The organism is Pseudomonas putida, assembly GCF_001976065.1.
GTDB lineage: Bacteria > Pseudomonadota > Gammaproteobacteria > Pseudomonadales > Pseudomonadaceae > Aquipseudomonas > Aquipseudomonas serbica.
In genome coordinates, this window is sequence record NZ_MNAH01000014.1 from 1 (window position 1) to 26331 (window position 26331).

Annotated in this window: 19 protein-coding genes and 2 pseudogenes; 15 read left to right on the forward strand and 6 right to left on the reverse strand. The window is 61.7% G+C overall.

Annotated elements, in window-relative coordinates; translation table 11 throughout:
* The 10 genes and pseudogenes from adh to BKX96_RS30605 form a co-directional block, all read left to right on the forward strand.
* Nucleotides 1-418: pseudogene (gene adh / locus BKX96_RS30560) on the forward strand (aldehyde dehydrogenase); the annotation flags it as partial.
* 208 nt (nt 419-626) lie between these two features.
* The gene (gene eat, locus BKX96_RS30565) at nt 627-1997 is read left to right on the forward strand and encodes an ethanolamine permease (protein WP_046815861.1); all 1371 of its coding nucleotides are present in this window, start codon (nt 627-629) and stop codon (nt 1995-1997) included.
* A 78-nt stretch (nt 1998-2075) separates the two neighbouring features.
* Nucleotides 2076-3470, forward strand: coding sequence for an ethanolamine ammonia-lyase subunit EutB (locus tag BKX96_RS30570; RefSeq protein WP_077186304.1), 1395 nt, complete (start codon nt 2076-2078; stop codon nt 3468-3470).
* 8 nt (nt 3471-3478) lie between these two features.
* Complete coding sequence (eutC, locus tag BKX96_RS30575) at nt 3479-4303, forward strand: ethanolamine ammonia-lyase subunit EutC (protein WP_077186305.1); 825 nt, start codon at nt 3479-3481, stop codon at nt 4301-4303.
* 116 nt (nt 4304-4419) lie between these two features.
* A complete protein-coding gene (locus BKX96_RS30580) occupies nt 4420-4881 on the forward strand; it encodes a GNAT family N-acetyltransferase (RefSeq protein WP_077186306.1) in 462 nt (153 codons plus the stop codon).
* Nucleotides 4882-5094: 213 nt separating this feature from the next.
* Nucleotides 5095-5751: a DedA family protein gene (locus BKX96_RS30585; RefSeq protein ID WP_046815865.1), complete on the forward strand. Its 657-nt coding sequence runs from the start codon at nt 5095-5097 to the stop codon at nt 5749-5751.
* A 4-nt stretch (nt 5752-5755) separates the two neighbouring features.
* Nucleotides 5756-6568 carry a M90 family metallopeptidase gene (locus tag BKX96_RS30590; RefSeq protein ID WP_077186307.1) on the forward strand — a complete coding sequence of 271 codons (813 nt, stop codon included), beginning with the start codon at nt 5756-5758 and terminating at the stop codon, nt 6566-6568.
* Between the two features lie 113 nt (nt 6569-6681).
* Nucleotides 6682-7209 (forward strand): inorganic diphosphatase, encoded by a 528-nt coding sequence (ppa, locus tag BKX96_RS30595; protein ID WP_003205933.1) that lies wholly within the window; start codon nt 6682-6684, stop codon nt 7207-7209.
* 216 nt (nt 7210-7425) lie between these two features.
* Entirely contained in the window at nt 7426-8172 is a 747-nt protein-coding gene (locus BKX96_RS30600) for a S24 family peptidase (protein ID WP_046815867.1), read from the forward strand.
* Between the two features lie 498 nt (nt 8173-8670).
* Entirely contained in the window at nt 8671-10143 is a 1473-nt protein-coding gene (locus BKX96_RS30605) for a DUF1254 domain-containing protein (protein ID WP_082240520.1), read from the forward strand.
* A 69-nt stretch (nt 10144-10212) separates the two neighbouring features.
* Here BKX96_RS30605 and BKX96_RS30610 read toward each other — a convergent pair whose 3' ends face one another.
* From BKX96_RS30610 to BKX96_RS30635, 6 genes are read right to left on the reverse strand one after another with little or no spacing between them, the layout of a single operon-like run.
* Nucleotides 10213-11025 (reverse strand): YfaP family protein, encoded by an 813-nt coding sequence (locus BKX96_RS30610; RefSeq protein WP_077186308.1) that lies wholly within the window; start codon nt 11023-11025, stop codon nt 10213-10215.
* Between the two features lie 3 nt (nt 11026-11028).
* Nucleotides 11029-12648, reverse strand: a complete 1620-nt coding sequence (locus tag BKX96_RS30615) for a DUF2300 domain-containing protein (protein ID WP_077186309.1) — start codon at nt 12646-12648, stop codon at nt 11029-11031.
* 1 nt (nt 12649) lies between these two features.
* Entirely contained in the window at nt 12650-17206 is a 4557-nt protein-coding gene (locus tag BKX96_RS30620; RefSeq protein ID WP_077186310.1) for an alpha-2-macroglobulin family protein, read from the reverse strand.
* Nucleotides 17203-17868, reverse strand: a complete 666-nt coding sequence (locus BKX96_RS30625; RefSeq protein WP_077186311.1) for a DUF1175 domain-containing protein — start codon at nt 17866-17868, stop codon at nt 17203-17205. Before BKX96_RS30625 ends, BKX96_RS30620 begins: the two co-directional genes overlap by 4 nt.
* On the reverse strand, nt 17838-19550 hold the full coding sequence (locus BKX96_RS30630; protein WP_046815871.1) for a DUF2138 domain-containing protein: 1713 nt from the start codon (nt 19548-19550) through the stop codon (nt 17838-17840). The genes BKX96_RS30625 and BKX96_RS30630 overlap by 31 nt, the downstream gene beginning before the upstream one ends.
* A 35-nt stretch (nt 19551-19585) precedes the next feature.
* Nucleotides 19586-20374: a YfaP family protein gene (locus BKX96_RS30635; protein WP_046815872.1), complete on the reverse strand. Its 789-nt coding sequence runs from the start codon at nt 20372-20374 to the stop codon at nt 19586-19588.
* Between the two features lie 209 nt (nt 20375-20583).
* Here BKX96_RS30635 and BKX96_RS33365 point away from each other — a divergent pair.
* From BKX96_RS33365 to BKX96_RS30660, 5 genes and pseudogenes are all read left to right on the forward strand, one after another.
* Nucleotides 20584-20742 (forward strand): annotated as a pseudogene (locus BKX96_RS33365) (DUF4172 domain-containing protein); the annotation flags it as partial.
* A gap of 301 nt (nt 20743-21043) precedes the next feature.
* A complete protein-coding gene (locus tag BKX96_RS30645) occupies nt 21044-21286 on the forward strand; it encodes an exodeoxyribonuclease VII small subunit (protein ID WP_007894317.1) in 243 nt (80 codons plus the stop codon).
* Nucleotides 21283-22170 carry a (2E,6E)-farnesyl diphosphate synthase gene (gene ispA, locus BKX96_RS30650; RefSeq protein ID WP_077186312.1) on the forward strand — a complete coding sequence of 296 codons (888 nt, stop codon included), beginning with the start codon at nt 21283-21285 and terminating at the stop codon, nt 22168-22170. The genes BKX96_RS30645 and ispA overlap by 4 nt, the downstream gene beginning before the upstream one ends.
* Nucleotides 22171-22261: 91 nt before the next feature.
* A complete protein-coding gene (gene dxs, locus BKX96_RS30655; RefSeq protein WP_077186313.1) occupies nt 22262-24160 on the forward strand; it encodes a 1-deoxy-D-xylulose-5-phosphate synthase in 1899 nt (632 codons plus the stop codon).
* Nucleotides 24161-24326: 166 nt separating this feature from the next.
* The gene (locus tag BKX96_RS30660; protein WP_077186314.1) at nt 24327-26210 is read left to right on the forward strand and encodes a TonB-dependent receptor domain-containing protein; all 1884 of its coding nucleotides are present in this window, start codon (nt 24327-24329) and stop codon (nt 26208-26210) included.
* Nucleotides 26211-26331 lie beyond the last annotated feature (121 nt).

Here is a 26331-nt window from a genome sequence, read left to right on the forward strand (position 1 = left end):
CGGCGGCAAGGTGGAAAAACTCGAGGGCAACCTGGCGAGCGGGTATTACATCCAGCCGACCCTGCTCAAGGGCACAAACAAGAGGCGCGGGTTCAAGGAAGAAATCTTCGGCCCGGTGGTGAGCATCACCACCTTCAAGGACGAAGCCGAAGCCCTGGCCATCGCCAATGACACCGAGTTCGGCCTCGGCGCCGGCCTCTGGACCCGCGACATCAACCGCGCCTACCGCATGGGTCGCGCGATCAAGGCCGGGCGTGTCTGGACCAACTGCTACCACCTCTACCCGGCACACGCCGCATTCGGTGGCTACAAGAAGTCCGGCGTCGGCCGTGAAACCCACAAGATGATGCTCGATCACTATCAGCAGACCAAAAACCTGCTGGTGAGCTACGACATCAATCCGCTGGGCTTCTTCTAACCCGGCGCGACACCGTGTAACGGCTTTCGCTGGCAAGCCAGCTCCTACAAGGATCACACCGCACCTGTAGGAGCTGGCTTGCCGGCGAAGGCGCCCTCATTGACATAACACTCAAGGCCTGGCCGCTCTGGCACGGGCTTTGCGTGCGCGAATCACACCCAAACGCAACACCCGAAAGTCCAACAAGATCAAAAAACAGCGAGGACTTATGACTTCTTCCACACAGCTCAAACCCACACTCGGCACCCTGCACCTATGGGGCATTGCCGTTGGCCTGGTGATATCCGGCGAATACTTCGGCTGGAGTTATGGCTGGGGTACCGCCGGGACCTTGGGGTTCCTCGTCACCGCACTGATGGTGGCCACGATGTACACCTGTTTCATCTTCAGCTTTACCGAATTGACCACGGCCATTCCCCATGCCGGTGGGCCGTTTGCCTATAGTCGGCGGGCCTTCGGTGAAAAAGGCGGATTGATCGCCGGCATCGCCACCCTGATCGAATTCGTTTTCGCGCCGCCGGCCATTGCCATGGCCATCGGTGCCTATCTCAACGTGCAATACCCGGAACTGGACCCGAAAATCGCTGCGGTTGGCGCCTATTTCGTGTTCATGACCCTCAATATTCTCGGCGTGAGCATCGCCGCCACCTTCGAACTGGTGGTGACCGTGCTGGCGGTCGCCGAACTGCTGGTATTCATGGGCGTGGTTGCGCCAGGCTTCAGCTTCAGTAACTTCGTGCTCAATGGCTGGTCCGGCTCCAGTGAGTTCACCATCGCGTCTATTCCCGGCATTTTCGCGGCCATTCCCTTCGCCATCTGGTTTTTTCTCGCCATCGAAGGCGCAGCGATGGCCGCCGAGGAAGCCAAGGACCCGAAACGCACGATTCCCCGTGCATACGTCAGCGGCATCCTGACCCTCGTGTTCCTGGCCATCGGTACAATGGTAATGGCCGGTGGCGTCGGCGACTGGCGTCAGCTGGCAAACATCAACGACCCACTGCCCCAGGCCATGAAAACGGTGGTCGGCAACAATTCAACCTGGATGCACATGCTGGTCTGGATCGGCCTGTTCGGGCTGGTGGCGAGTTTCCACGGGATCATTCTCGGCTACTCGCGCCAGTTCTTCGCCCTCGCCCGCGCCGGTTACCTGCCGCGCAGCCTGGCCAAGCTCTCACGTTTCCAAACCCCGCATCGGGCGATCCTGGCCGGCGGCGTGATCGGCATTGCGGCCATCTACAGCGATGGCCTGGTCAACCTGCAAGGCATGTCGCTGACGGCGGCCATGATCACCATGTCGGTATTCGGTGCCATCGTCATGTACATCATCAGTATGCTGAGCCTGTTCAAGCTGCGTAAAACCGAGCCGAACCTTGAGCGCACCTTCCGCGCCCCGGGCTATCCGATTGTACCGGGGATTGCGCTGTTCCTGGCGGTGGTGTGCCTGGTCGCGATGGCATGGTTCAACACCTTGATCGGCCTGGTCTTCCTCGGATTCATGGCCGCCGGTTACCTGTATTTCCAACTGACCGCACGGCAACGCTCCGAAGCACCGGCGGACGCTATGCTCGAAGGTATCTAGTTGCACCGGCGCCGGGCCATGAGCCTGGCGCCTGCATTATTGAAGTGCACACCTATACACAACAGGAGGCCCCGCCCCATGGCCGTATTTGCCCATTCCGTCGGCGCCCAGACCTACCGCTTCGAAAACCTCAAAGAAGTGATGGCCAAGGCCACCCCGGCGCGCTCCGGGGACTATCTGGCCGGCGTTGCCGCCCTCAATGACGGCGAGCGCGTGGCGGCGCAGATGGCGTTGGCCGACATCCCGCTGAGCCATTTCGTGCAGGAAGTGCTGATTCCCTACGAGGACGATGAAGTCACCCGCCTGATCATCGACACCCACGATAAACAGGCTTTCGCGGTGGTCAGCCATCTCACCGTCGGCGGTTTTCGCGACTGGCTGCTCAGCGACGCCGCCGACGAACAGGTCCTGCGCGCCCTCGCCCCCGGCCTCACCCCGGAAATGGTGGCGGCCGTCTCGAAAATCATGCGCGTACAGGACCTGGTCCTGGTGGCGCAAAAGATCCGCGTGGTCACGCAATTCCGCGGCACGCTCGGTCTGCGCGGCCGCCTGTCCACCCGCCTGCAACCCAATCACCCCACTGACGAACCGGCCGGCATCGCCGCGAGCATCCTCGATGGCCTGTTGCACGGTAACGGCGATGCCATGATCGGCATCAACCCGGCCACCGACAGCATCGCCTCGATCTGCGCCATGCTGGAGATGCTCGATGCGATCATCCAGCGCTACGAAATCCCGACCCAGGCCTGTGTGCTGACCCACGTCACCACGTCTATCGAGGCGGTCAATCGCGGCGTCCCCCTGGACCTGGTGTTCCAGTCGATTGCCGGCACCGAGGCGGCCAATGCCAGCTTCGGTATCAATCTGAATGTGCTCAAGGAAGGTTACGACGCCGGGTTGAGCCTCAATCGCGGCACGCTCGGCAAGAACCTGATGTATTTCGAAACCGGCCAGGGCAGCGCCCTGTCGGCCAATGCCCACCACGGTATCGACCAACAGACGTGCGAAACCAGGGCCTACGCGGTGGCCCGCCATTTCAATCCGTTCCTGGTGAACACCGTTGTCGGATTCATCGGCCCCGAATACCTCTATAACGGCAAACAGATCATCCGTGCCGGCCTCGAAGACCACTTCTGCGGCAAGCTGCTGGGCGTGCCAATGGGCTGCGATATCTGCTACACCAACCACGCCGAGGCTGACCAGGACGACATGGACACCCTGTTGACCCTGCTCGGGGTGGCCGGGATCAATTTCATCATGGGCATCCCCGGTTCTGACGACATCATGCTCAACTACCAGACCACGTCGTTCCACGATGCGCTTTATGCCCGCCAGACGCTGGGGCTCAAGCCTGCGCCGGAGTTCGAGCAATGGCTGGCGAAAATGGGCATCTTCACTCAGGCGGACGGCAAGGTCCTCTTCGGTAACAGCCTGCCACCGGCCTTCCGCCAGGCCTTGGCGCAATTGGGATGAGTGTTGTCATGGAAAAACCACCCTTTGATCCGCACAACCCGTGGCTGGAGCTGCGACGCCTGACGCCCGCACGCATTGCCTTGGGCCGCACCGGCACCAGCATGCCCACCCGTGCCCAGCTGGATTTTCAGTTTGCCCACGCCCAGGCGCGAGACGCAGTGCACTTGCCGTTTGATCACGCATCCCTCAGCGAACAACTGGCTGAACGTGGTCGTGAGAGCCTGTTACTGCATAGCGCAGCCCCCGATCGCAACAGCTACCTGCAGCGCCCCGATCTGGGGCGCAAATTGAGCACGGAGTCGGCAAAAGCCCTGCGCGAATACGCTGCAGCCCATCCTGGCGGTGTCGATCTGGCCATTGTGGTTGCCGATGGTTTGTCGGCATTGGCGGTGCACCGTCATACATTGCCGTTCCTGACGCGCTTTGCAGAGCAGAGCGCAGCCGACGGATGGTCCATGGCGCCTGTGATGCTGGTGGAACAGGGCCGGGTCGCCGTTGCCGACGAGATCGGCGAACTGTTGGGCGCGAAAATGACCGTGATCCTGATCGGCGAACGCCCTGGGCTGAGCTCTCCAGACAGTCTGGGATTATATTTTACCTACAATCCAAAGGTCGGCCTGACCGACGCCTATCGCAACTGCATCTCCAACGTACGTCTCGAGGGCCTGACTTACGGCATGGCGGCACACCGTTTGCTGTACTTGATGCGCGAGGCATGCCGGCGACAGTTATCCGGAGTCAACCTGAAGGACGAAGCGCAGGTGCAAACACTGGAATCAGACGCGGGAGCGGAGATGAAAGGAAATTTCCTACTTGATGCGCCCCAAGCCTGAACCGCTTCCGCATTGCACTTTCGCACCCTTTTCAGGCAGGATCGATGCACGGCTGCCAGTGAGTACCCTTTGCCGCCAAAGCACGTGAAGACAGCCACTTGAAGACGAGACCTACCATGCGGATTATTCAAGCGACCCTCGAACACCTGGACCAGCTGACCCCGTTGTTCGTCAAATATCGCGAGTTTTACGGCTCCCTGGCCTATCCGGACTCGTCCCGGGCGTTCCTCGAGAAACGCCTGCGTCGCAAGGAATCGGTGATCTACCTGGCCCTGTCCGATGACGACAGCAACAGACTCCTGGGCTTCTGTCAGCTGTACCCGAGTTTTTCTTCGCTTTCGCTCAAACGCGTTTGGATCCTCAACGACATCTACGTCGCTGAAGACGCCCGTCGCCAGTTGGTGGCCGACAACCTGATCCGAACCGCGAAGAAAATGGCCAAGGAAACCAACGCTGTACGCATGCGCGTGTCCACCAGCAGCAATAACGAAGTGGCGCAGAAAACCTACGAATCCATCGGATTCAAGGAAGACACCGAGTTCAAGAACTACGTGTTGCCGATCAGCGACGAGTTGTAAGGTCAGAAAAGATCGCAGCTTTCGGGTGAAGGCTGCGATCTTGCCCTCAAATACACGCCGAAATCCCCTGCTACAAACCCTACGCGCTTTTCACTTCCCAGCCCGTATAATCGCGTTCTTTTCGGCTTGTAAGAAAAACTACCTCCTGTCTGTAGTCTTACGCGAAGTCATCCGCAGGCCTGCAGAGTCGGGCCGTTACCACAGGTGCCGTCCATGGATTTCAACCCGCTCGATCTCGTCCTGCATCTCGATGTCTACCTCGACTTGCTGGTCACCAACTACGGGCCCTGGATCTACGCCATCCTGTTCCTGGTGATCTTCTGCGAGACCGGCCTGGTGGTCATGCCCTTCCTGCCGGGCGACTCTCTGCTGTTCATCGCCGGCGCCGTGGCCGCCGGTGGCGGCATGGACCCGGTATTGCTGGGAGGCTTGCTGATGCTCGCGGCGATCCTCGGTGACAGTACCAACTACATCATCGGACGAACGGCCGGCGAACGATTGTTCAGCAACCCGAACTCGAAGATCTTCCGCCGCGACTACCTGCAGCAAACCCATGATTTCTATGACAAGCACGGCGGCAAAACCGTGACCCTGGCGCGCTTCCTGCCGATCATCCGCACCTTTGCCCCCTTCGTCGCGGGCGTCGCGAAAATGCCTTACCCGCGTTTCTTCGCCTTCAGCGTGCTGGGTACGGTTCTGTGGGTCGGCGGCCTGGTCACCCTGGGTTACTTCTTCGGCAACGTACCGTTCATCAAATCCAACCTGTCGCTGCTGGTGGTGGGCATCATCCTGCTGTCGCTGGTGCCGATGATCATTGGCCTGGTGCGCAGCCGCCTTGGCGGTTCGAACTCCAAAACCGCATCGCGCTGACCGCATGTGGTCCCTTGGCGCCTGGCGCCGTCGGCGCATCCTGGCCAAGCACCCGATCGCCGACGAGATGTGGCACCGGGTGCGCCAGCACCTGAGTTTTCTCGATGGCATCAGCGCCGCCGAAGACCTGTGGCTGCGCGAAGCCTGCGTACTGTTTCTGCAGGACAAACACCTGACTGCCCTGCCCGGTGTCGAGCTGCACCAGGAACAACGCCTGCTGCTCGCCGCCCAGGCGCAACTGCCGTTGCTGCACCTGGGTGACCTGAACTGGTACCAGGGCTTTCACGAAATCGTGCTCTACCCCGACGACTTCATCAGCCCCCAGCGCCATCGGGACGCCAATGGCGTGGAGCACGAGTGGGACGGCGAACACAGCGGCGAAGCCTGGCAGCAAGGGCCGATCATCCTCGCCTGGCCGGGTGTCATGGCCAGCGGCGGCTGGGAAGGCTACAACCTGGTGATCCACGAGCTGGCGCACAAGCTCGACATGCTCAACGGCGACGCCAACGGCCTGCCACCGCTGCACGCAGACATGCGGGTCAGCGACTGGGCCAGGGTCATGCAGCAAGCCTACGACGATCTCGACCGCCAACTGGAACGCAATCCGGACGCCGAGACCGCCATTGATCCGTATGCCGCGCAAAACCCTGCCGAGTTCTTCGCCGTCACCAGCGAATACTTCTTCAGTGCCCCGGATCTGCTGCACGAGGCTTATCCACAGGTCTATGAGCAACTGCGGCTGTTCTACCGCCAGGACCCACTGGCAAGGTTGCGGCAACTTCTGGCCGAGAACCCGGTCTATCAGGCACACGACTAAGGTCTACACGACCTCTGGTACGTGGCGTCGCCGTAGGAATATGCCTATAATCGCCGCCACTTTTTGGTCAATCCGGCCAAGTGTTTCTGGTCAACTAACGGGGGCAACGCCCAATGAGCTACAGCAAGATTCCGGCTGGCAAAGACCTGCCGAACGACATCTACGTCGCGATCGAGATTCCGGCCAACCACGCGCCGATCAAATACGAAATCGACAAAGACAGCGATTGCCTGTTCGTTGACCGTTTCATGGCCACCCCAATGTTCTACCCGGCCAACTACGGTTACATCCCGAACACCCTGGCGGACGACGGTGACCCCCTCGACGTGCTGGTCGTGACCCCTTACCCGGTTGCCCCAGGCTCGGTGATCCGCGCGCGTCCAGTCGGCATCCTGAACATGACCGACGATGGCGGCGGCGATGCCAAAGTGATCGCGGTGCCACACGACAAGCTGTCCCAGCTGTACGTCGACGTGAAGGAATACACTGACCTGCCGCCGCTGCTGATCCAGCAGATCGAGCACTTCTTCGCGAACTACAAAGATCTCGAAAAAGGCAAATGGGTCAAGATCGAAGGCTGGGCCGGTGCAGACGCCGCCCGCGAAGCGATCACCAAGTCGGTTGCTGCCTACAAAGGCTAAGAGCGGCTGCAGGCTTGCAGAAGAACCCCGGTTGATCCGGGGTTTTTTTTTGCGCGTCTATAAAGCGGTTTTAAACGATTCGTTTAACGATCGGTATTTCCGAGTTTTCCTGTTTATTTTTTACCCAACACGCCTCACATCCAGTCGTAATTTTCCCGCGAAATTTGAACGAGCCGTTTATTCAAAGCCCCGGCGGGCGCCAGTAGACTCCCGTTCATGAAAAAGAACACTAGCGGCCCACGGTTTAAAGCGCTCCTCGAAGCAGCGAACATCACGACGACAGGATTCGCCGAATTCCTGGATACGGCCCCGCAAAACGTACACAACTGGTACACCCGCGGTGTCCCCGCCCATTGCCTGGAAGAAGTGGCCAGAAAACTCTCGGTCAACAGCGACTGGCTGAAAACCGGCGAAGGCTCGAAAGACGCCAGGCACCTGCGCCTGGTCGACGACACCGGCCACACCTTCGACGCCCAGACGATCCGTGGCGTCTATACGGTGATCGAGCCCACCGACATCGAACTGCCCTTCTACAAGGAAGTGATCACCGCCCCCGGCTCCAAAAAAACCCACGTCATCGAAGACCGCGGACAATGCCTGCGCCTGCCTCGCAGCCACCTCGATTCCCTGGAAATCAATCATGCCGATGCCATCGGTGCCGCCATGATTGGCAACAGCATGGCCGAGAAAATCGACGACGGCTCCACCCTGGCGATCGATCGTGGCCTGACCCAGATTGTCGATGGCGAAATCTACGCCATCGAACACGACGGCATGCTGCGCATCAAATACCTGCACCGAATGCCGGGCAACGCCCTGCGCTTGCGCAGCCATAACCGCGCCGATTACCCGGATGAAATTTTCCGACCGGCGCAAATCGAAGAACAGAATATCCGGGTACTGGGCTGGGTGTTCTGGTGGTCGACCCTGAACAAACGACGGCCGCCGCTGCCGTTCCTGTAACCCCAGGAAACGCCAACTCACACACCAGGCTGGGAATTCTGCAAAAAAATCAGTATGCTGCGCCCCACATTTGCGCATCACCCCGCCAAGCGGCCCTGATCGCACCGACAAGGCAGATGACTTTCTCGCCGAGTCCCACAGCCGGACGCAAGATCCGGGTGTACGTTTTGAAGGCTGGCGCGGTTTACCAAAAATGAACCAAGCCAGTCCCCGAGAAGCCGGCCACAAGCCGGCTTTTTAATGCCCGCCAGAAAGCCGACTCGTCTGAAGATGTAACGCCCTCCGAGCTTTTGAATGGAAGCCGTCCCGGGTCGCCTGGCGTGATATCACCCCTCTTATGCACTGCCCGAAAATCCGAGCTATACCTCTCGCTGGCTGTCCGAAAATGCAAGATGCATTTCTGCTGTCTGCATGCTGTCCGCGGACCTGATTCCCGGTTTTTTTGCGACTGCCCATAACCTGCAGTTGCTCGAAACTAACGAGGTGAACATGAACAGGATGTCACACAGGGGCTGGACGCTGGCTGCGGCAGTTGTCGTAGCGGGTTCAACGCTTTTCGCGGGGTGCGCGGGCAAGAACGATCCCATTGCGCAGGCAGACAAGACGGATGTGGCCAAGGGCGTGCCCGCGCCGAGTCTTGAGCAGACCAAGGCGATCGCCGAGGAAGGTTTTATCTACGGCTTGCCGCTGGTCATGAACTATGCGGTGATGAACGAGTTCGCGGTGGACCCCAAGTCCAGCCAGTTCAAGGCACCCTTCAATCAACTGCACAACGAGCATCGGGTCGCGACGCCCGCCGATACCGCCGTCATTACGCCAAACAGTGACACCCCGTACTCGATACTCTGGGCCGACCTGCGCGCGGAGCCGCTGGTGATCACGGTGCCAGCGGTTTCCAAAAAGCGTTACTACTCAATACAACTGATCGACGGCAACACCTATAACTATGGCTACATCGGCAGTCGGGCAACTGCCAGCGCAGCCGGCAGCTATCTGGTTGCAGGCCCCGACTGGAAAGGTGCAACACCTCCAGGCATCGACAAGGTGTTTACCTCCACGACCCCCTTCGCACTGACCTTGATCCGCACCCAATTGTTCAATCCGGCCGACATGCCAAATGTCGAGAAGGTGCAGGCGAGCTACAAGATCCAGGCGCTGTCTGCGTTCCTTCATCAACCCGCGCCGCCTGCTGCGCCGAAAATCGATTTCATGCCGGCTACCACGGAAGGTATCAAGGCCAACTTCTTCGAGTACCTGTCGGCCGCAATGCAGTATGTGCCAGCATCGACTGATGACAAGGCGATCCGGGCCAGGCTGGCCAGCATCGGGGTAGGTCCCGGCCGGAACTTTGAATTCAAGGACCTCTCGCTCGAGCACAAGGCCGCGGTCCTGCTCGGGATGAAGGCCGGCGACGAAAAGGTCGACAAGTTTCTCTCGAGCGGGATGAAGAATATCAATGGCTGGAACGTCGGTGCGTTCTTCGGTGATCAGGCGTTCTACCAGTCCAACTGGCTCATGCGTGCCGGCGCCGCGAAGGGCGGCCTGTACGGCAATGACGCCGCCGAGGCGATGTACCCCTATACGCGCACCGACGGCAGCGGCCAGACGCTCGATACCAGCAAGCACAATTACACGCTCACCTTCCCGGCCGGCAAGCTGCCGCCCGTCAATGCCTTCTGGTCGGTCACCATGTACGACGGCAAGAGCCAGCTGCTGATCAAGAATCCGCTCAACCGCTACCTGATCAATTCGCCGATGCTGTCAGGCATGACGAAGAATGCGGATGGCTCACTGACCCTGTACATACAGAAGGATTCGCCGGGCAAGGCCAAGGAGGCCAACTGGCTGCCCGCGCCTGACGACACGGTGTATCTGGTGATGCGTCTCTACTGGCCGAAGACCGCACCGCCTTCGATTCTTCCCCCTGGCAACGGCAGCTGGCAGCCACCGGCGCTGGTGGTCGCGAAGTAGCGTGAATCATGCGGCTGCTTGCGCCTGGCAAGCAGCCGTTCGCGTGACTGGCAGTTGGGGAACTCCGATTCACGGATAACTGAACGATTTCACTAACGTCAACTCCCCCACCGCCCGCATCGGCACCAGGAACGTCTCCATCTTTTCGCTCGGCGTCCCCTCCTCGGTAATCACCGTCACCTGCGCCGTCGTCAGCGGTTGAACCGCATCTTCCTGCCCCTCTTCATCGCTGCGATAGCCACCGCCGAAGTAATTCACATACACCAGGTACTGCCCCTTGATCGGCGCCGGCATGGCGAAGATTTCCGGGCCGTAGCCGGTGGTGACGTCGACGTCGAGGGCGGCGCCGTTGGCCACGGCGCGGTCGCCGTACCAGATATGGGCGCCGTCAGGGGTGACCAGGTGCAGGTCGAGGTCAGTGCCGTCGCTGTCCCAGGCCAGCAGCACGCGCAGTTTGGCTGGGGTTGCTCCGCCGCTGGCATTGAGGAATTGGGTTCGGTGGCGTTGTTGGCCGTCGGGGCTGCGGACTTCGACGCTGTTGCTGCCGTTGGGGAATGAGAACGGTCGATCGAAGCCACCTGATGGATCGATTTTCAGGGGCATGCTGACGCCGTTGACGATCAGTCGGCCGGGTTCGCCGCTCTTCGGCGCGGCTTTGATCTGACCGGCGATGCGTGCGGTGTTTGCCTGGCCTGCCGGGGTATTCACCGACGACGCCGGGTAGTTGACGACCTGGCGAAATGGCTCGCCTTCACCTTCGGCAGCGCCGGTTCGCCAGCCGCCGGAGGGGGTGTCGAGTTTGACGCTGTCGGCGGCGGTTGCCGGCGACAGCGCGGCGATCGCGCAGAGCAGCAGCAAGACCTGTGGGTAACGATGGGTCATGGTCTATTCCAGCAAAAGGTGGCGGGCAAGCCCTTCGATGTAGGTTTCATCCTGACCGTTGGGGTGCGCTTCGAAAGCCAGGTGCAGGTATTCGTGGGTCAGGTCGAGACGGTCTTGCAGGGAGAGCACGCCGCGCACGTAAAGGCGCTGGCGCTCGCGGTCGACGAAGGGACGGCCGAACGCCAGGCGGCAGACGGCGAAGGTGCTGACTTCGTTGTAGCCGGCTTCACCTTCCAGACGGGGGCGCCAGCTGTGGCGCTGCTTTTGCAGCCAGTCTTGGGCGGCGGGCAGCGCGTCGCAGGAGGCCACAGGGTTGTCCCAGCGGCTGAGACTGGCGCGTGGGTAGGCGTGGAGCAGGATCGCGTCGTAACGCTGGCCGGCGCTGCCTTGTTCCACGGCCTGTTGCCAGGACAAACGGTCGAGGCCCGGCTGGTTGGAGTGATAGGTCACCGCGGTGCCGGCGAGCACCAGGTCGCTGGTCCAGGCGGCGATGGCACGTGCATCCGCGGTGGCCGGGCGTGGGGCGACGCGCTGGCGCTGGCTGCTGTCGTCGATGCTCAGGCAATCACCGCGGCGCGTGGCGTTTTGCAGCAGGTAGGTGCGAATGGCCACGGCGAGGGCCTTGGCGGCTTCGGCGGGTTCGGCGCGGGCCTCACGCTGGAGGACACGAGCGACATACTCTTCGCGGTCCAGGCGGGCGACCAGCTTGTCCTTAAGTAAGAACAGTTCACCGTCGCCGTGGATATCCAGTTGATTGCCATTGACGAACTCGACGCGGTAATCGCCCTGCAATGGGCCAGAGGACACCACGCGGTCACCTGACATCACCCGCTGAAGTGGATAACGCGAGAACAGATCGACCTCGACACACTGCCCCGCCTCCGCCGGCCAGGCCGCCGGCACCACTGCCGACAACGCCTGGACGTAATCGCGCAGGACCCGCTGGCTGGTTCCGCGCCCTCCCGCCCAGATCGGCGTGCCATCTGCCGTCCAACCGGCGAAGCCACCCTGACGCGACGCCGCATCGCGATCCCCCCGCCAGCTCCAGGTCTTGACCCGCAAGCGGCTGCCGAGCTCGCCCACGACGCTGCCATCCGCCGCGTTCAACAGCACGTCCAGCAACACGCGACGCGCCTGGTCCTGCGCCGGCATCCGCGCCAGCGCACGCAACAATTCAGCCACCGAAACCCGGGTGGCGGGCTGCAATGACGGCAAGTCCAGCAGCCACTGCGGCGCCTGTCGTGCCTGCCAATATTCACGCCAGTCACCAGGGTCGATCGCCAGTCGCGCCGGTTCGAAATACAACCCACAGGACTTCACCAACGCCTGATCCCGCTCGACTTTGCCACCGGCGGCGCAGCAATAGACTTCCTCTTTCGATTGGCCGTGACACTCGTACGCCGGCTCACTCGCCCCGGTATCCACCAGCCAAGCGTACACAAACAGCTTCCAGACACTGCCCAGGGGGGCCTGCAGACTGTCGGATAGCGGTTCGCGCGATAACAGCTGCGTCGGGCTCAAGGTCAGCAGTTGATCCTTGAAGGCCAGCCGCAACGGCTCCTCCCGCGCTGTGGCCAGCGCGGGAATCAGACACAGCAACAGCCAGACCCAATGCCGATACATGTCAGTGAACCATTACCTGACCGAGGGCCGGTTTCTGCTCCTGAGCCTGATGCTGCGGCGCATAGACCTGAGTGAAGCGCGCCGGCGGCAGGCTGAACTGGCCTTTTTGCGAGAAACGCACCAGATGACGTAGACGCAGTTCGCCGCTCAAGGCATCCACCGGCACGGCGTAGGCCATTTGTCCCGGCTCGAAACGGGCCTTCTCCAGCGCCGTCGGCTCGGTCCCGGCCTTGCCCATGAGCTTGATGCCCCAGGTCGTGCGTTCGACATCCGCGCCCGGGGGCAGCGGCACTTCGAGCAGACCATAACGCAAGGGTCTGGCGGCTTTGCTGGTCAGGATCACTTCGTCGAGATATAGGTTGTCGCTGGACAACGGGGCATTGCCGACCGGCTGCAGCTTGAAGGTGAACGCTTCATCACCCGGCACCAGTCGCGACAGGCGACGGGTGATGGTCACAGGCAGCGGATCGACCGCTGGCTGCTTGCTCTGGAAGCTCAACGCAGCGCTCAGTGGACGCTCTTGCTCACCGTTCAACGACAATACGCCGGGTACCTGTGCGCCTTGCCATGTCCAATAGACTTCACCCGTGGCGCTCTGCTCCTGCTTCCAGCCGTCACCCGGTTTCAGGGCCACGGCCGGCGCGGCCTGCTCGATGCTGCGTTGCAACCAGGTCAGGGCCAGCGCACGCTCCAGGGTGGATTGCTGTGGCAGCAGACGTTGCAACAACGATTGTGCATGGGCCTGATCGAAAGGCTGCAGCGATGCATTGAGCGCCTCGGCAAACGGCGCGGAGCTGGTGGCCAGGCGCTGCTGCGCGTCGGCCAGTTGCCGCTTGAACGCTTCCGGCAAAGCGACCTTCGATTGCCCGGCCAACGAAGCGGTCAATACCCGGGCAGCGGCCAGGCCCAGCGCCGAATCCGGATCACCCATGACCAGGCTATCGCCCGCCACCTCCATGACGTTCGCGGCACTGCCCTCACCTGCCTGCATCAGGTCTTCCATCAATCCGCTGAGCAAGGTGTTGATCGGCAACTGCATCTGTTTGGCGAACGACAGGATCAATGCCCGTTGCAGCAACGGCGTGTTTTTCGCCTGTTTCGCGTACACCTCCAGCACGCGCTGCCAGTGTTCCGGCGGCAGGCTCAGCTCCAGCACCCGGCTGGCATGCCAGTCGGCGTAATAGGCGTAGGCGGTGAGAAACGCGTCTGGCTCACCGTCCATGCCCCACCAGGTGAAACTCGCCGAAGGACCGGCCATTTGCACCAGGCGCAGGCGGCTGTTCTGCATGATCAGGCGCAAGCGATCGCGCACCTGCGGGTTCGACGACAAGGCTGGATAGGCGATGCTCAACGGCAGCAAACCACTGGCGGTTTGCTCGACGCCGCCGTACGGGTAGCCCAGCAGGTCATCGAGGGCCGCACGGAACAGCGCTTGCGGGCTGTCATCCAGACGCAGGCGAATATCCGTGGCGTCCGTCGGCAGGGCTAGCGGTGTCTCTGCGCCGGCCACGTCCAGGCGCTGGCTTTGCGTGACCTGCCAACCTTCGCCGGTGGCGCTCAGGCGCACGGCCAGGGCATCGGCGGTTATGCCGTCCTGCAGCAGTTCAGCGGTCCACTGGCCATTGACCAACTCAAACGCCGGCAACGGCAAGTAGTTGATGCCGCTGTTGAGCGTGACAGGAACCCGCTGTTCGCTGCCCGCGTAATGAATCACCAGCTCGGCCTTGACCGGGTTTTGCGCCTGGCTGAAAGCAAACACGCCGAGATCCGGTTTGTCGCCCGCGCGGAATCGGGTCGGCCCGCTCCACTTCAGGTACAGCGGTTTCTCCGAGCGCACGAACTGTTTCTTCTGCCCGACCTGGCCGTCATCGGCGATGGCCCGGGCGGTAATGCGCCAGCGGGTCAACGAGTCCGGCATCTTGAAGGTGAAGCGGGTCTTGCCGTTGGCGTCGGTGACGAGTTCCGGCTGCCACGCAGCGGTGTCGACGTCTTCGCGACGCGGCCGCTCCAGCACCTTCACCCCACGCTCACTGCGGTTGGCTTTGCCCGGCGCCCCAGGGCTACCCGGCAACGCGACGTCGTAGCTGATGAACGACAGACTGGCGCTGGTGCGCACGTTGTTACGGCGCGGATGGTAGAAGAACTGGTCGATGGTCGGGGCGATTTCCGGCTGCAAGGCATAGACCATTTCGTCGACCACGCTGACCGTCAGGTGCGCTGGTATCGGCTTGCCGGCGAACTGCGTGGCCAGGTCCACCGACACCGTGTCGCCGGGTCGGTAGGTCTCTTTGTCCGTGGCGATGGCCACGTCGATCTGCGGCGTGATCACCTTGATCCCGGCGTTCTGGAAGCTGTACTGGCCGCCCTTCGTGTAGAGCACCGAGAAGGTCAGGTTCGGCGCGAAGCTGTCCTGCACCGCAATGCGTGCGCGGTATTGGGTGTCGCTGAGTTTTTCCAGCTTCAGCCAGTCGGCGCCCTTGGACAGCAGCGCCGTGGCTTCGACCTTGTCGCGTTCCAGCGACAGCAGCGCATCGCTGATCGGCTCGGGGAAGGTGATCAACGCCAGCGCTTCATCGCCGGCCTTGTACTCGGGTTTGTCGAGGACGATTTCCACGGTGCCCGGTACGGCCTTGACGCCCTCGCCGGTGACCGAATGGCCTGTAGCGCCGAGGGTTCGGCCGTGCTCGTCCCTGAGTGTCAGGTTGTAGGTGCCGGGACGGTCGAAGGCCAGGATGAAACCTTTGTCGGTTGCCGCAAGCTTGCCTTCGCCAGTGCTCTGGTCCTCCAGGCGAACCCAGCCATAGCTGCTCGGAGTGACCGCTGCACTTTGTTCGCTTTCGTTGACGTAGCTGAACGTTACCTTGTCGCCCACCGCACTGAAACGCTGCGGCGCACTCAAGCGAAAGTTCGCCGCACCGCGATCAATGAGGATTTCCTTGGTGGTCTTGACCCGATACGCCGCGCCATCGCTGGCGAACACGGTAAGCATGTAGCGACTCGGCTTTTGCGCAGCCGGCAAATCGAGGACGGCGTTGCCCTTGGCGTCGGTGGTCAGTTCAGTGCTGGTCAGTTCCACCGGGAACTGCCCAAGGTATTGCAGCTCGTTGTCGACCATCGACAGTTGCTGGGCGCGCAGGCTCAGGCTCAACTTGGCGTTGGCCACCGGCTTGCCGTCCGGATACAGCAGCACCAGACTGCCCTTGACCGGTTCCCCGGTGCGGTAGTCCTGCCTGGCCAGGTTCAGGGCGATTTCGAAGTGCGGCTTGATGTATTCAGCCACGCGAAAGGCGCTGCTGTAAGCCTGGTCCTTGTAGCTGAAGCGCAGCTCATAACCACCGGCCACGGCATTGTCAGGCAACTGGAAACGCCCTTGAGTGCCGGCCTTGGAATCAAGTTTAAGGTCCAGGCTTTGCAGCGCCGTACCGGTCGCATCGAGCACCGTTACATTGACATCAGCCGCGGTTGGCTGCACCGAATCCCGGGCGTTCTTGAACTCGCGCCCGACGATTTTCAGTGATACCCAATCCCCTGGCCGATACAGCGGGCGATCGGTAAAGGCAAAGAGTTTGGTGTCGTAGATTTCACTGTCGTAGTAGAAGTTTTCCGCGACGAAAACCCCGCCTTCTTCATCCTCGCCGATCATGAACGAACGCTCGGGACTGACGTGTTTCAGGCGCAGCAAACCATCGGCGTCGGTCGACCCGCTGCTCATCACACCCAGACCATCGGTCCACAACACATTGACCCTGGGCACCGAACTGCCCTCGTGTTTGCGCGCCGCCCACACCAGCAATTCATCACCGGCAATCTTGCTCACCGCCACGGTGTTGGAGACGAAAACCATGGTGGTCGCACGGTACTTGCCGATCAACGCTTCGACCAGATACAGACCCGGTTTCAAGTGGCCCAACGGGATATAGACGTTACCCGGTGCAACGCTGACGAACTCGCTGGAAGAACCGGCGAGATTGACACCTTCCGGCGGCTGGATCGGCTTGGCTTGCCACAGCGGATAGCGAAACTGGCTGACCACCGGCAGGCCCGGGATCAGGGCGAATTGCGGCTGTGCGTCGTAGGGCGTTGGCGCGGCCATGGCGTTGCCCATTTTCAGTTCCGGCACTTGCTCGGTGACTTGTTTACGCGACTCGTAGGAAAACGCCCGCTGCATCACCCGACGGGATTTGCGGTACCAGTTGTCCCACAGGTAGGCGAGCGTATTCGACAGGCCTTCGCCCTTGAACTGGCCGTCACTGACCACCCGGTGGAGGTTCTTCTGGCGCTTGAGGAAATCCAGCGGCTTGTCGATGCGATACACCCGGATATCGGCGCCGCCGTATGGTTCCATACGGAAACGGCGGTAGTCGCGACCTGGCGCTTCAAGGCGCACCGTGGACTGTTCGTCGCTGGCAAAACTGCTGTCGGCCAGCAGGAAAAAGCTCTCGCCGGCCACCGGTGTGTAACCGCTCGGCTCGACAGTGTCTTCGGCGTTGGCCACCGATAAGGGCAGCACCCATATCAACAGCAAGGACAGAAAGCGCAGCATGCGGGCACCGGTCATTGGGAGAGAAAATTCAGTCGATAGACGCCGATGAAGTTGGGGTTGGCTGCATCGGGTATCCATCGGGTGTCCTTCCATGTCATGAGTTGTTGCAGGCTTGCCGAGCGCATGCCGTTGTCGGTGGGGGTGGTGGTGCCGGTGTGATAGGCCACGTAGCGGCCCATCCAGATCATCAGGTGCTGGTCGTCGCCCTGGTCGAAAAACATCAGGTCGCCGGGACGCGCCTGCGCAACATCGCGGCCAACCAGATGACTGTTGAACTGGATCAGCTTGATCGCGTTGACATAGGGCCCGACCTTGCCATCACCCTGCTGCCATTGCTGGGCCAGGCCGCGCTGGGCCCCGTCCAACTGCAGTTCCGGCGGCAGGTAGCGGTTGGACAGACCATTGCTGCGCAGCCATTTGTCGTCATGGACTTTCAGCGCTTCGTTGGCGGCGAATCGCACCAGCCCGGCGCAGTCCTGCTGATACCAGCGTGGGCTTGGGCCCTGGCTCAGTTGCTCTTGGGCGATGCGCACGAACCAGGCGCGGAACACCTGGGATTGCTGCGGATCGAGAGCCGGTGCCTCAATGGCTCGGGCGCCCGCGCTCAATAGTAGCGCGAGCACTCCGAGGCTGCGGATCAGTGTGTTCACAGCGCTTTCCACTCCAGCGGCAGCCATTGCCAGTGGCCATCAGGCTCGCTGCCCTCCGGCAGGATCAGGGCGTACTTGCCGTAACCGCCGAGCTTGCGCAGTTTGGGGATCAGGTAGGTTTGCGCAGCGTTGTAGAACACCGGCTCCATGTCTTGCGGCAGGCTGTCGAGGGTTTCCTGCTGCATCAGTTGCGCCATGGCGTCCGGGCCGAAATACACCGGCATGAGCAGGTCTTTGGGCACCACGTCGGCCATCGGCGGGAAGCGTTTGTCGAGAGTGCCTAGTGCCTTGTCCAGCAGCTTGTCGTCGAGGGAAAACAGCAGCGTCGAACCGTGACGCGCCAGGCTGACCTTCATGAATCGCTTGCCGGTGATCGCATCGGGATCCGGTGCATCCTTGGCCGCATACGGACCGAAACTGGAGCTGACCTGGCGCTGCCATTGACGACTCAGGCCCGCCTGTTTCTCGACCACCGGGAAGGCGTGGTCCTCGACCTTGCCTTCATAAGCGCCGACCATCGAGCCGAACAGCCTGCCCAGCTCGCCATCGAGGCTGGCACTGTCTTCATCGTTGAGACTGACCACCAGCAGCGGCGTGTACAGTCGCGAATCGGCGTACCAGCACAGGCCCGCCGCACCGGCCATGTGCTCGGTCAACGCCTGGGCCGCGGCCTCGTCGGCACCGAGCTTGAGCAGCAGCGGCTGCTGTTGTTCGGCCGCCAGCGGCAGGGCCACGCAAGCGCTGGCGCCCATGGGCATGGCTTGCCAGATCGGTTTGAAATCGAAGTCCGGCTGATTGTCCAGTTCATCCATGGCGAGGAAGCTGTGCCAACCCTTGTCGTCCATGTCGAAGCGCAACCCGGCGAAGTTCGGAATGAAACGCTGATACCCCATGGCCAGCACACTGGCATTCACCGACAGCCGCTGTTTCACCTCTGGCGCGCGGGGTTGCAGGCCGAAGGCTTCGGGGAACAGTTTGTCGCCGTTGAGCAGCGCGGCGATGGCTTGGGTCGAGACGCCGCCCGCTTCCCGTGTCTCGCCACTTTGCGGATCGTAGAGCCTGGTCGGATTCGACAGCACCACCAGTTTGTCGCCGTGGGAGGCAAACAGTAGCGCCTTGCTGGCGTTGTAGGTGAGTTGATAGAGCGCCACGTCGTCGTTGCCGACTTTCAGGTCCGCGAGTTTGCTCAACTGCGAATCATCCAGCGCGACTTTGGCCAGCGGCTCCAACACCTTGGCCAGGCCACCGCGATCCATCACCAGCAGAAAATCCTTGAGCCGGCCATCCGGCCCGCGCCACAACGCAACGTCCGCCGGTTGATCGAACAGTTGCTCGATCAGCGTGTCCTGCAACTTCAGGTCGTGCTCGTAAATGATCCGCCGCAAGCTGCCGATCAGCCCGAGGCGATCGGCGTGGGTTTCGTAATAGAAAACGAAATCTTCAGTCAGGGTTTCCTTGAGAAACGGCACTGCCAGCAGGTCCTTGGGCAACTGGCTCAGGGAATGGGTTTCGAGCAAACCATCGGGGCGGCTCATGCCGAGCTTCTCAGCCACCAGTTGCGGTGCCGGGGCTTGGTTTTTATTCAACAGCCAGCCCATGCCAACGGCCGCGCCCGCAACCAGACACAGCCCGGCCACAATGACCGGCCAACGGCGGGACGGCTTGGCGCTCGGTGTCTCAGCTGCCGGTAAAATAGTGCTATCGCTCATTTCACAAAACCCAGTTCATCCGTGGAGCGGGATGCTTAATAGTTGAAAGTCTTGACCAGCAGCAGATCCCCGATCGCGCGCAGGGGCACGATGAAGGTTTCGCGTTTTTCGTCGACGGTGTTTTCGTTGAGCACCAGGTTGATCTGCGAGGTGATGACCTCGTTCTGGTTGCTGGTCTCATCGAAGTTATAGCCGCCGCTACCGAAGTTGCCCCAATAGTTGACGTAAACCAGATAGGTGCCATGCAGCGGCGCGGTCATGGTGAACATTTCCGGGCCAGGGCCGTCGACGCCGTCCGGGTCCAGGCCACCGCCATTGCTCATCGCCGGCCGTGCCCAGAATGCGTGCTGGCCGTCCGGGGTCACGATGTGCAGGTCGAGTTCGGCTTTCGGATCGTCCCAGCCCAGCACCACGCGAATCCGCGCCGGGGTGCGAAGGTTGTTGGCTTCGTAGAACTGCACGCGCTTGAGCGACTGGCCTTCGGCGCTGCGCACTTCGACGCTGTTGGAACCGGCGCCGAATGCATAGGGCCGGGCAAAACGCCCCTGGTCGTCGGTGTACAGGTTCAACGGATTGCCGTTGACCGCCAACGTATGGGGCCCGCGCTGTGTACCGATGGCCTTGAGCTGGCCCTGGATCATCGTGCGATTGCGCTGCACACCGCGGTCGATGGGTGGCGTGGGATAAGCGACTTGCGGGTTTTCTGTACGGTCGAGCAAACCATTGAAGCGCCAGCCGCCCACCGGTTCCGACAGTTCGGCGCTTGGCGCGGCCAGGGCGGGCGCACAGACCAAGACGATCAGCAGCAATAGAAATGAGCGCATGTGACGCCTCCTGCCATGCATGACGAAACCTTGCGCCTGATCCTCGGCGCGTTACAGATGCGGATACTGCGTTTCGTCTGAAAGACCCAGACTCGTGGGTCGTAGATGGCGCGAAGGTTAGACGCTGGGGCTGTTCTTAACAATCAGAGAACGGTGAAAATGCGCTGTGAATCACGCCGATGGCTCACACCTTCAAGAGTATCGAGTTCATGGCACCTTTCTGGATCTGGCAGCAGCCCGATTGGCCGAGTTTCACCTGGAACGCCGAACGACTGGCACCGTTGCTGCGCGAGTGCGTCCAGGCTCAAGGTCGATTGATGGGCATGGCCAGTTCCGTGGGCGGCTCAATCAGTGCGCAAAGTGAGCTTCGAAGCGCCGCCGCGCCAAGGCCTTGAGCAGGGCAAGGCGCGGTTCTGGCAGGCGCATCGGGAATCCGGGCTTTCGGCCGAGCAGACCAGGGTTCTGAATCGCTTGCTGGCTGGACTGTTGGACAAGGGATGCCTGCAGCGCTTGCCCGGTGGCGGGCGTAGCACTCGGTACCGGATCCGGCACCCCGATGACGGGCAAACCTGAGTCCGGATCCACGGTTTCAAACACCCCGCTCATTTGCCCATAACCCCCCTATCTGCTAGTGTCGCGCCGGTTTAACGTCAACCGGAAATCGCCGCCATGGCCCGCAAAAAAGCTGCACTGGATTTCGAACAATCCCTCGCTGACCTGCAAACGCTGGTGGAGCGTCTGGAGAATGGCGAATTATCGCTGGAAGACTCGCTGACCGCTTTCGAACAAGGCATCGGCCTGACCCGCGATTGCCAGGCGGCGCTGGCCCAGGCCGAGCAAAAGGTCCAGGTGCTGCTCGAGCGCGACGGCGAACTGGCCGAGGAACCCTTCGACGCGGATCAACCAGAATGATTGCAGCGTATTCGGCGACCAGCCAGGCCCGTGTCAACGCCGCCATGGAAACCCTGTTCATCGCGCCGAGCCCTGAGCTGGCGCGGCTGTATGAAGCCATGCGCTACAGCGTGATGAACGGCGGCAAACGGGTGCGCCCGCTGCTGGCCTACGCTGCGTGCGAAGCCCTGGGCGGCAAGGCCGAGCAGGCCAATGGCGCGGCCTGCGCGGTAGAGCTGATCCACGCCTATTCGCTGGTGCACGACGATTTGCCGGCCATGGACGACGACGACCTGCGTCGCGGCCAGCCGACTACGCACAAGAAATTCGATGAAGCCTGCGCGATCCTCGCCGGCGATGGTTTGCAGAGCCTGGCGTTCAGCGCCCTGCTCGACACGCGCCTGAGCAATGCCGACGCCGAGATCCGCCTGCAGATGGTCAGTGCGCTGGCACTGGCGGCAGGCCCGGCGGGCATGGTCGGCGGCCAGGCCATCGACTTGGGCTCGGTCGGCCTGAAGCTCGATCAGCAAGCGCTGGAATACATGCACCGGCACAAGACCGGCGCGCTGATTGAAGCCAGCGTCAAGCTCGGCGCCCTGGCCAGCGGCCGCGCCGAGAAGGACGAACTCAGGTCCCTGCAGACTTATGCACAGGCCATCGGCCTGGCCTTTCAGGTCCAGGACGACATTCTCGACGTCGAAAGCGATACCCAAACCCTCGGCAAACGCCAGGGCGCCGACATTGCCCGCGACAAGCCGACTTACCCGGCACTGCTCGGCCTCGACGCCGCCAAGGCCTATGCCCTGGAACTGCGCGATCAGGCGCTGCACGCGCTGCGACCGTTTGACGCGGCTGCCGAGCCCCTGCGCGAGCTGGCCCGTTACATCGTCTCGCGTCGCAGCTGACGGCGTATCCGCCAAAAAAGACCAACGCGTGGGCAGGGGCCGATGCATCAGGTAAACTGCCGCATCTTTTATACCTATAACGATTCGCCTGATGCCCACGACGTTCCATGAGATTCCCCGCAAGCGCCCGACCACGCCCCTGCTCGACCGCGCGAACACGCCGGACGGCCTGCGCCGGTTAGGCGAAGCCGAGCTGGAAACCCTGGCCGATGAGTTGCGCCTGGAATTGCTCTACACGGTCGGCCAGACCGGTGGGCATTTCGGTGCAGGCCTGGGCGTCATCGAGCTGACCATCGCGCTGCATTACGTGTTCGACACCCCGGACGACCGGCTGGTGTGGGACGTGGGTCATCAGGCTTATCCGCACAAGATCCTCACCGGTCGTCGCGAGCGCATGGGCACCCTGCGCCAGAAGGACGGCATTGCCGCCTTCCCGCGTCGTTCCGAGAGCGAGTACGACACCTTTGGCGTCGGCCATTCCAGTACTTCGATCAGTGCTGCCCTGGGCATGGCGATTGCCGCCCGCCTGCAGAACAGCGAGCGCAAGGCGATCGCCGTGATCGGCGACGGTGCACTGACGGCCGGCATGGCGTTTGAAGCGCTGAACCACGCGCCGGAAGTGGACGCCAACATGCTGGTGATCCTCAACGACAATGACATGTCGATCTCGCGCAACGTCGGCGGCCTGTCGAATTACCTGGCGAAGATCCTTTCCAGCCGCACCTACGCAAGCATGCGCGAAGGCAGCAAAAAAGTGCTGTCGCGCCTGCCCGGGGCCTGGGAAATCGCCCGTCGTACCGAAGAATACGCAAAAGGCATGCTGGTACCCGGCACGCTGTTCGAGGAGCTGGGCTGGAACTATATCGGCCCGATCGACGGCCACGACCTGCCAACCCTGATCGCCACCCTGCGCAACATGCGCGATCTCAAGGGCCCGCAGTTCCTGCACATCGTCACCAAGAAAGGCAAAGGCTTCGCCCCGGCTGAAGTCGACCCGATCGGTTACCACGCCATCACCAAGCTCGAACCCGTCGATGCGCCGGCCAACCCGCCGAAAAAAGCCAGTGGGCCGAAGTACTCCGGTGTGTTCGGCGAATGGCTGTGCGACATGGCGGCTGCCGACCCGCGCCTGGTCGGGATCACGCCGGCGATGAAGGAAGGCTCGGACCTGGTGGCCTTCAGCGAGCGTTTCCCGCTGCGCTACTTCGACGTGGCGATTGCCGAGCAACATGCGGTGACCCTCGCGGCCGGCATGGCCTGCGAAGGCGCCAAGCCGGTGGTGGCGATCTACTCGACCTTCCTGCAACGCGGTTACGACCAGTTGGTGCATGACGTCGCGGTGCAAAACCTCGACGTGTTGTTCGCCATCGATCGCGCCGGCCTGGTCGGCGAAGACGGCCCGACCCATGCGGGCAGCTTTGACCTGTCGTTCCTGCGTTGCATCCCCGGCATGCTGGTGATGACCCCGAGCGACGAAAACGAATTGCGCAAGATGCTCACCACCGGTCATCTGTTCAACGGCCCGGCAGCCGTGCGTTACCCGCGCGGCAATGGCCCGAATGCGACCATCGAGAAAGACCTGGAGCCGATCGAAATCGGCAAGGGCGTGGTTCGCCGCCGGGGCAGCAAGGTCGCCCTGCTGGTGTTCGGCGTGCAACTGGCCGAGGCTCTGAAAGTGGCCGAGACGCTGGACGCAACCGTGGTCGACATGCGGTTCGTCAAACCGCTGGATGAGGAACTGGTTCGCGAGATTGCCGGCAGTCATGAGCTGCTGGTGACCGTCGAAGAAAACGCCATCATGGGCGGCGCCGGTGGCGCCGTCAGTGAGTTCCTCGCCCGCGAGAACATCCTCAAGTCGATGCTGCACCTGGGCTTGCCGGACGTTTACGTCGAACACGCCAAGCCAGCGCAAATGCTGGCTGAGTGTGGGTTGGATGAGGCCGGGATCGAAGCGTCGATCCGCGAACGCCTGCAGTTACTGAACATCTAAACATCAGACATATGCAAAACCCTGTGGGAGCGAGCCTGCTCGCGATAGCGGACTGACAGTCAACTTGTTCATTGACTGACACACCGTCATCGCGAGCAGGCTCGCTCCCACATTGGTTTTCTGTGATCTTCAAATTTTGTTCGCTCCAACGCACCAACGGACTGCCATGAAACTCTCCCCCCTCGCCCTGACGCTGACCCTTCTGCCGTCCGGACAACTGCTGGCCGACACCTTCGAACGCGACCAGGCCCTGAAACTGCCCGACGTGCTGATCAGCGCCAACCGCCAGGTCGAGGCGCGCAACGACAGCAGCGCCGCCAACACGGTGTTCATCCGTGAAGACATCGATCGCCTGCAACCGAACAGCGTCACTGATCTGCTGCGCCGTGTACCGGGGGTGCAAGTGGTACAAACCGGCGGGCGCGGCAGCTTGCCGGGCATTTACATTCGCGGCACCCAATCGGCCCAGAGCCTGGTGCTGGTGGACGGCCAGCGGATCGGCAACTCGTCCTCCGGCGACAGCAACCTGCAACACATCAACATCGAACAGGTCGAGCGCGTGGAAGTGCTGCGCGGTTCCCGTTCGGTGATTTACGGCAGCGACGCGATTGGCGGCGTGATCCAGATCTTCACCCGACGTGGCGCCGAGCCTGGCCTGCAGCCACGCCTGCATATTGGCGTAGGCAGCAACCAGACCTGGGAACGCAGCCTTGGCTTGTCCGGTGGCGATGAGCAGACCCGCTTCAACCTAGGCGCCAGCCTCGATGAAACTGCTGGAATCGATCGCACCCATGAGTCGTACCCCAGCGATGGCGATCACGACGCATACCGCAACAAATCCCTGAGCCTGAGCCTGAGTCATGCCCTCACCGATGACCTCGAGATCGGCGCCAACCTGCTGGATAACCGAGGCAAGAGCGAGTACGACAATCCGTTTGGCCGCTTCGACCTGGACACGTTCGAGTCAGTCCAGCAGCAGCCCTACAACGAATTCGACGTGAGCAGTGTCAGCAGCTACGTCGACGCACGGGTCAACGACCTGTGGAAAACCCGCGTCGAATTCGGTCACAGCGAAAACCGCGAGAAGACGTTCGACAAGCTCAGCGATGAACGCAGCGTGTTCAATACCTACCGCGACTCGGTGAACTGGCAGAACGACCTGACACTCGACGAGCGCAACAGCCTGATGCTCGGCGGCGACTGGTATCAGGATCGGGTCAACAGCAGCACGCCGTTCGACGAAGACAGTCGCTGGAACCGCGCGGCATTCATCCAGCATCGCTATCAGGCCGACAGCTTCTCCACCGAACTGGGCCTGCGCCGCGACCAGAACCAGCAATTCGGCGGCCAGAACAGCTGGAGCGGCACCTTCACCCTGCCGCTGAACCCGGACAACGAAGTGCTGCTGACCTACAGCGAAGGTTTCCGCGCACCGACCTTCAACGACCTGTATTACCCGGACTTCAGCAACCCGGACCTGAAACCCGAGACTTCGAAAAGCTACGAACTGCAATGGCGCAGCCAACTGACCGAGAACGCTCGCCTGGAGGCCTCGCTGTACCGCACGGACCTCGAAGACGCGATCATTTTCGGCAGTAACTCACGCCCCGAAAACGTCGCCTCGGCGCGGATCAACGGCTTTGAAGCGGCGCTGAAGCAGGAATTGTTCGGCTGGCAAAGCAACCTTGGCCTGGCGATCATCGACCCGCGGGACCGTGACACCGGGCATACCCTGGCCCGTCGTGCCCGGCGTACCTTGAGCTGGGATCTGGATCGACAGTTCGACCGCCTGGGCCTGGGCGCCAGTTGGCAAGCGGTAAGCAGCAGCTACGACGACTTGAACAATCAACAGCCATTGGCGGGTTATGGGTTGCTGGGATTGCGCAGCAGTTGGGCGCTCAACCGTGAAGTCAGCCTGGAGCTGAAGGTCGATAACCTGCTGGACAAGGCATACAGCCGGGCGCTGTACAGCCATGAAGGCAGCCAGTACGGGTATCGCGAAGAGGGTCGGGCGTGGATGTTTGGGGTGACCTGGACCCCGGAGATTTGATTCGAAATTTTTGCTGACCAGCCTGGCCTCTTCGCGAGCAAGCCCGCTCCCACACTAGATCGAGGTCAGACAGACAGGTTGTGTACAACACAGATCGAATGTGGGAGCGGGCTTGCTCGCG

Coding starts and splice junctions, on each gene's coding strand:
- eutC (WP_077186305.1), top strand. CDS start 3,479: ATGGAAAAACCACCCTTTGATCCGCACAACCCGTGGCTGGAGCTGCGA.
- BKX96_RS30605 (WP_082240520.1), top strand. CDS start 8,671: ATGTCACACAGGGGCTGGACGCTGGCTGCGGCAGTTGTCGTAGCGGGT.
- dxs (WP_077186313.1), top strand. CDS start 22,262: ATGCCCACGACGTTCCATGAGATTCCCCGCAAGCGCCCGACCACGCCC.
- ppa (WP_003205933.1), top strand. CDS start 6,682: ATGAGCTACAGCAAGATTCCGGCTGGCAAAGACCTGCCGAACGACATC.
- BKX96_RS30580 (WP_077186306.1), top strand. CDS start 4,420: ATGCGGATTATTCAAGCGACCCTCGAACACCTGGACCAGCTGACCCCG.
- BKX96_RS30570 (WP_077186304.1), top strand. CDS start 2,076: ATGGCCGTATTTGCCCATTCCGTCGGCGCCCAGACCTACCGCTTCGAA.
- BKX96_RS30625 (WP_077186311.1), bottom strand. CDS start 17,868: ATGGCTGCCGCTGGAGTGGAAAGCGCTGTGAACACACTGATCCGCAGC.
- BKX96_RS30635 (WP_046815872.1), bottom strand. CDS start 20,374: ATGCGCTCATTTCTATTGCTGCTGATCGTCTTGGTCTGTGCGCCCGCC.
- BKX96_RS30610 (WP_077186308.1), bottom strand. CDS start 11,025: ATGACCCATCGTTACCCACAGGTCTTGCTGCTGCTCTGCGCGATCGCC.
- BKX96_RS30615 (WP_077186309.1), bottom strand. CDS start 12,648: ATGTATCGGCATTGGGTCTGGCTGTTGCTGTGTCTGATTCCCGCGCTG.
- BKX96_RS30630 (WP_046815871.1), bottom strand. CDS start 19,550: ATGAGCGATAGCACTATTTTACCGGCAGCTGAGACACCGAGCGCCAAG.
- BKX96_RS30585 (WP_046815865.1), top strand. CDS start 5,095: ATGGATTTCAACCCGCTCGATCTCGTCCTGCATCTCGATGTCTACCTC.
- BKX96_RS30645 (WP_007894317.1), top strand. CDS start 21,044: ATGGCCCGCAAAAAAGCTGCACTGGATTTCGAACAATCCCTCGCTGAC.
- BKX96_RS30620 (WP_077186310.1), bottom strand. CDS start 17,206: ATGACCGGTGCCCGCATGCTGCGCTTTCTGTCCTTGCTGTTGATATGG.
- BKX96_RS30600 (WP_046815867.1), top strand. CDS start 7,426: ATGAAAAAGAACACTAGCGGCCCACGGTTTAAAGCGCTCCTCGAAGCA.
- eat (WP_046815861.1), top strand. CDS start 627: ATGACTTCTTCCACACAGCTCAAACCCACACTCGGCACCCTGCACCTA.
- BKX96_RS30660 (WP_077186314.1), top strand. CDS start 24,327: ATGAAACTCTCCCCCCTCGCCCTGACGCTGACCCTTCTGCCGTCCGGA.
- BKX96_RS30590 (WP_077186307.1), top strand. CDS start 5,756: ATGTGGTCCCTTGGCGCCTGGCGCCGTCGGCGCATCCTGGCCAAGCAC.
- ispA (WP_077186312.1), top strand. CDS start 21,283: ATGATTGCAGCGTATTCGGCGACCAGCCAGGCCCGTGTCAACGCCGCC.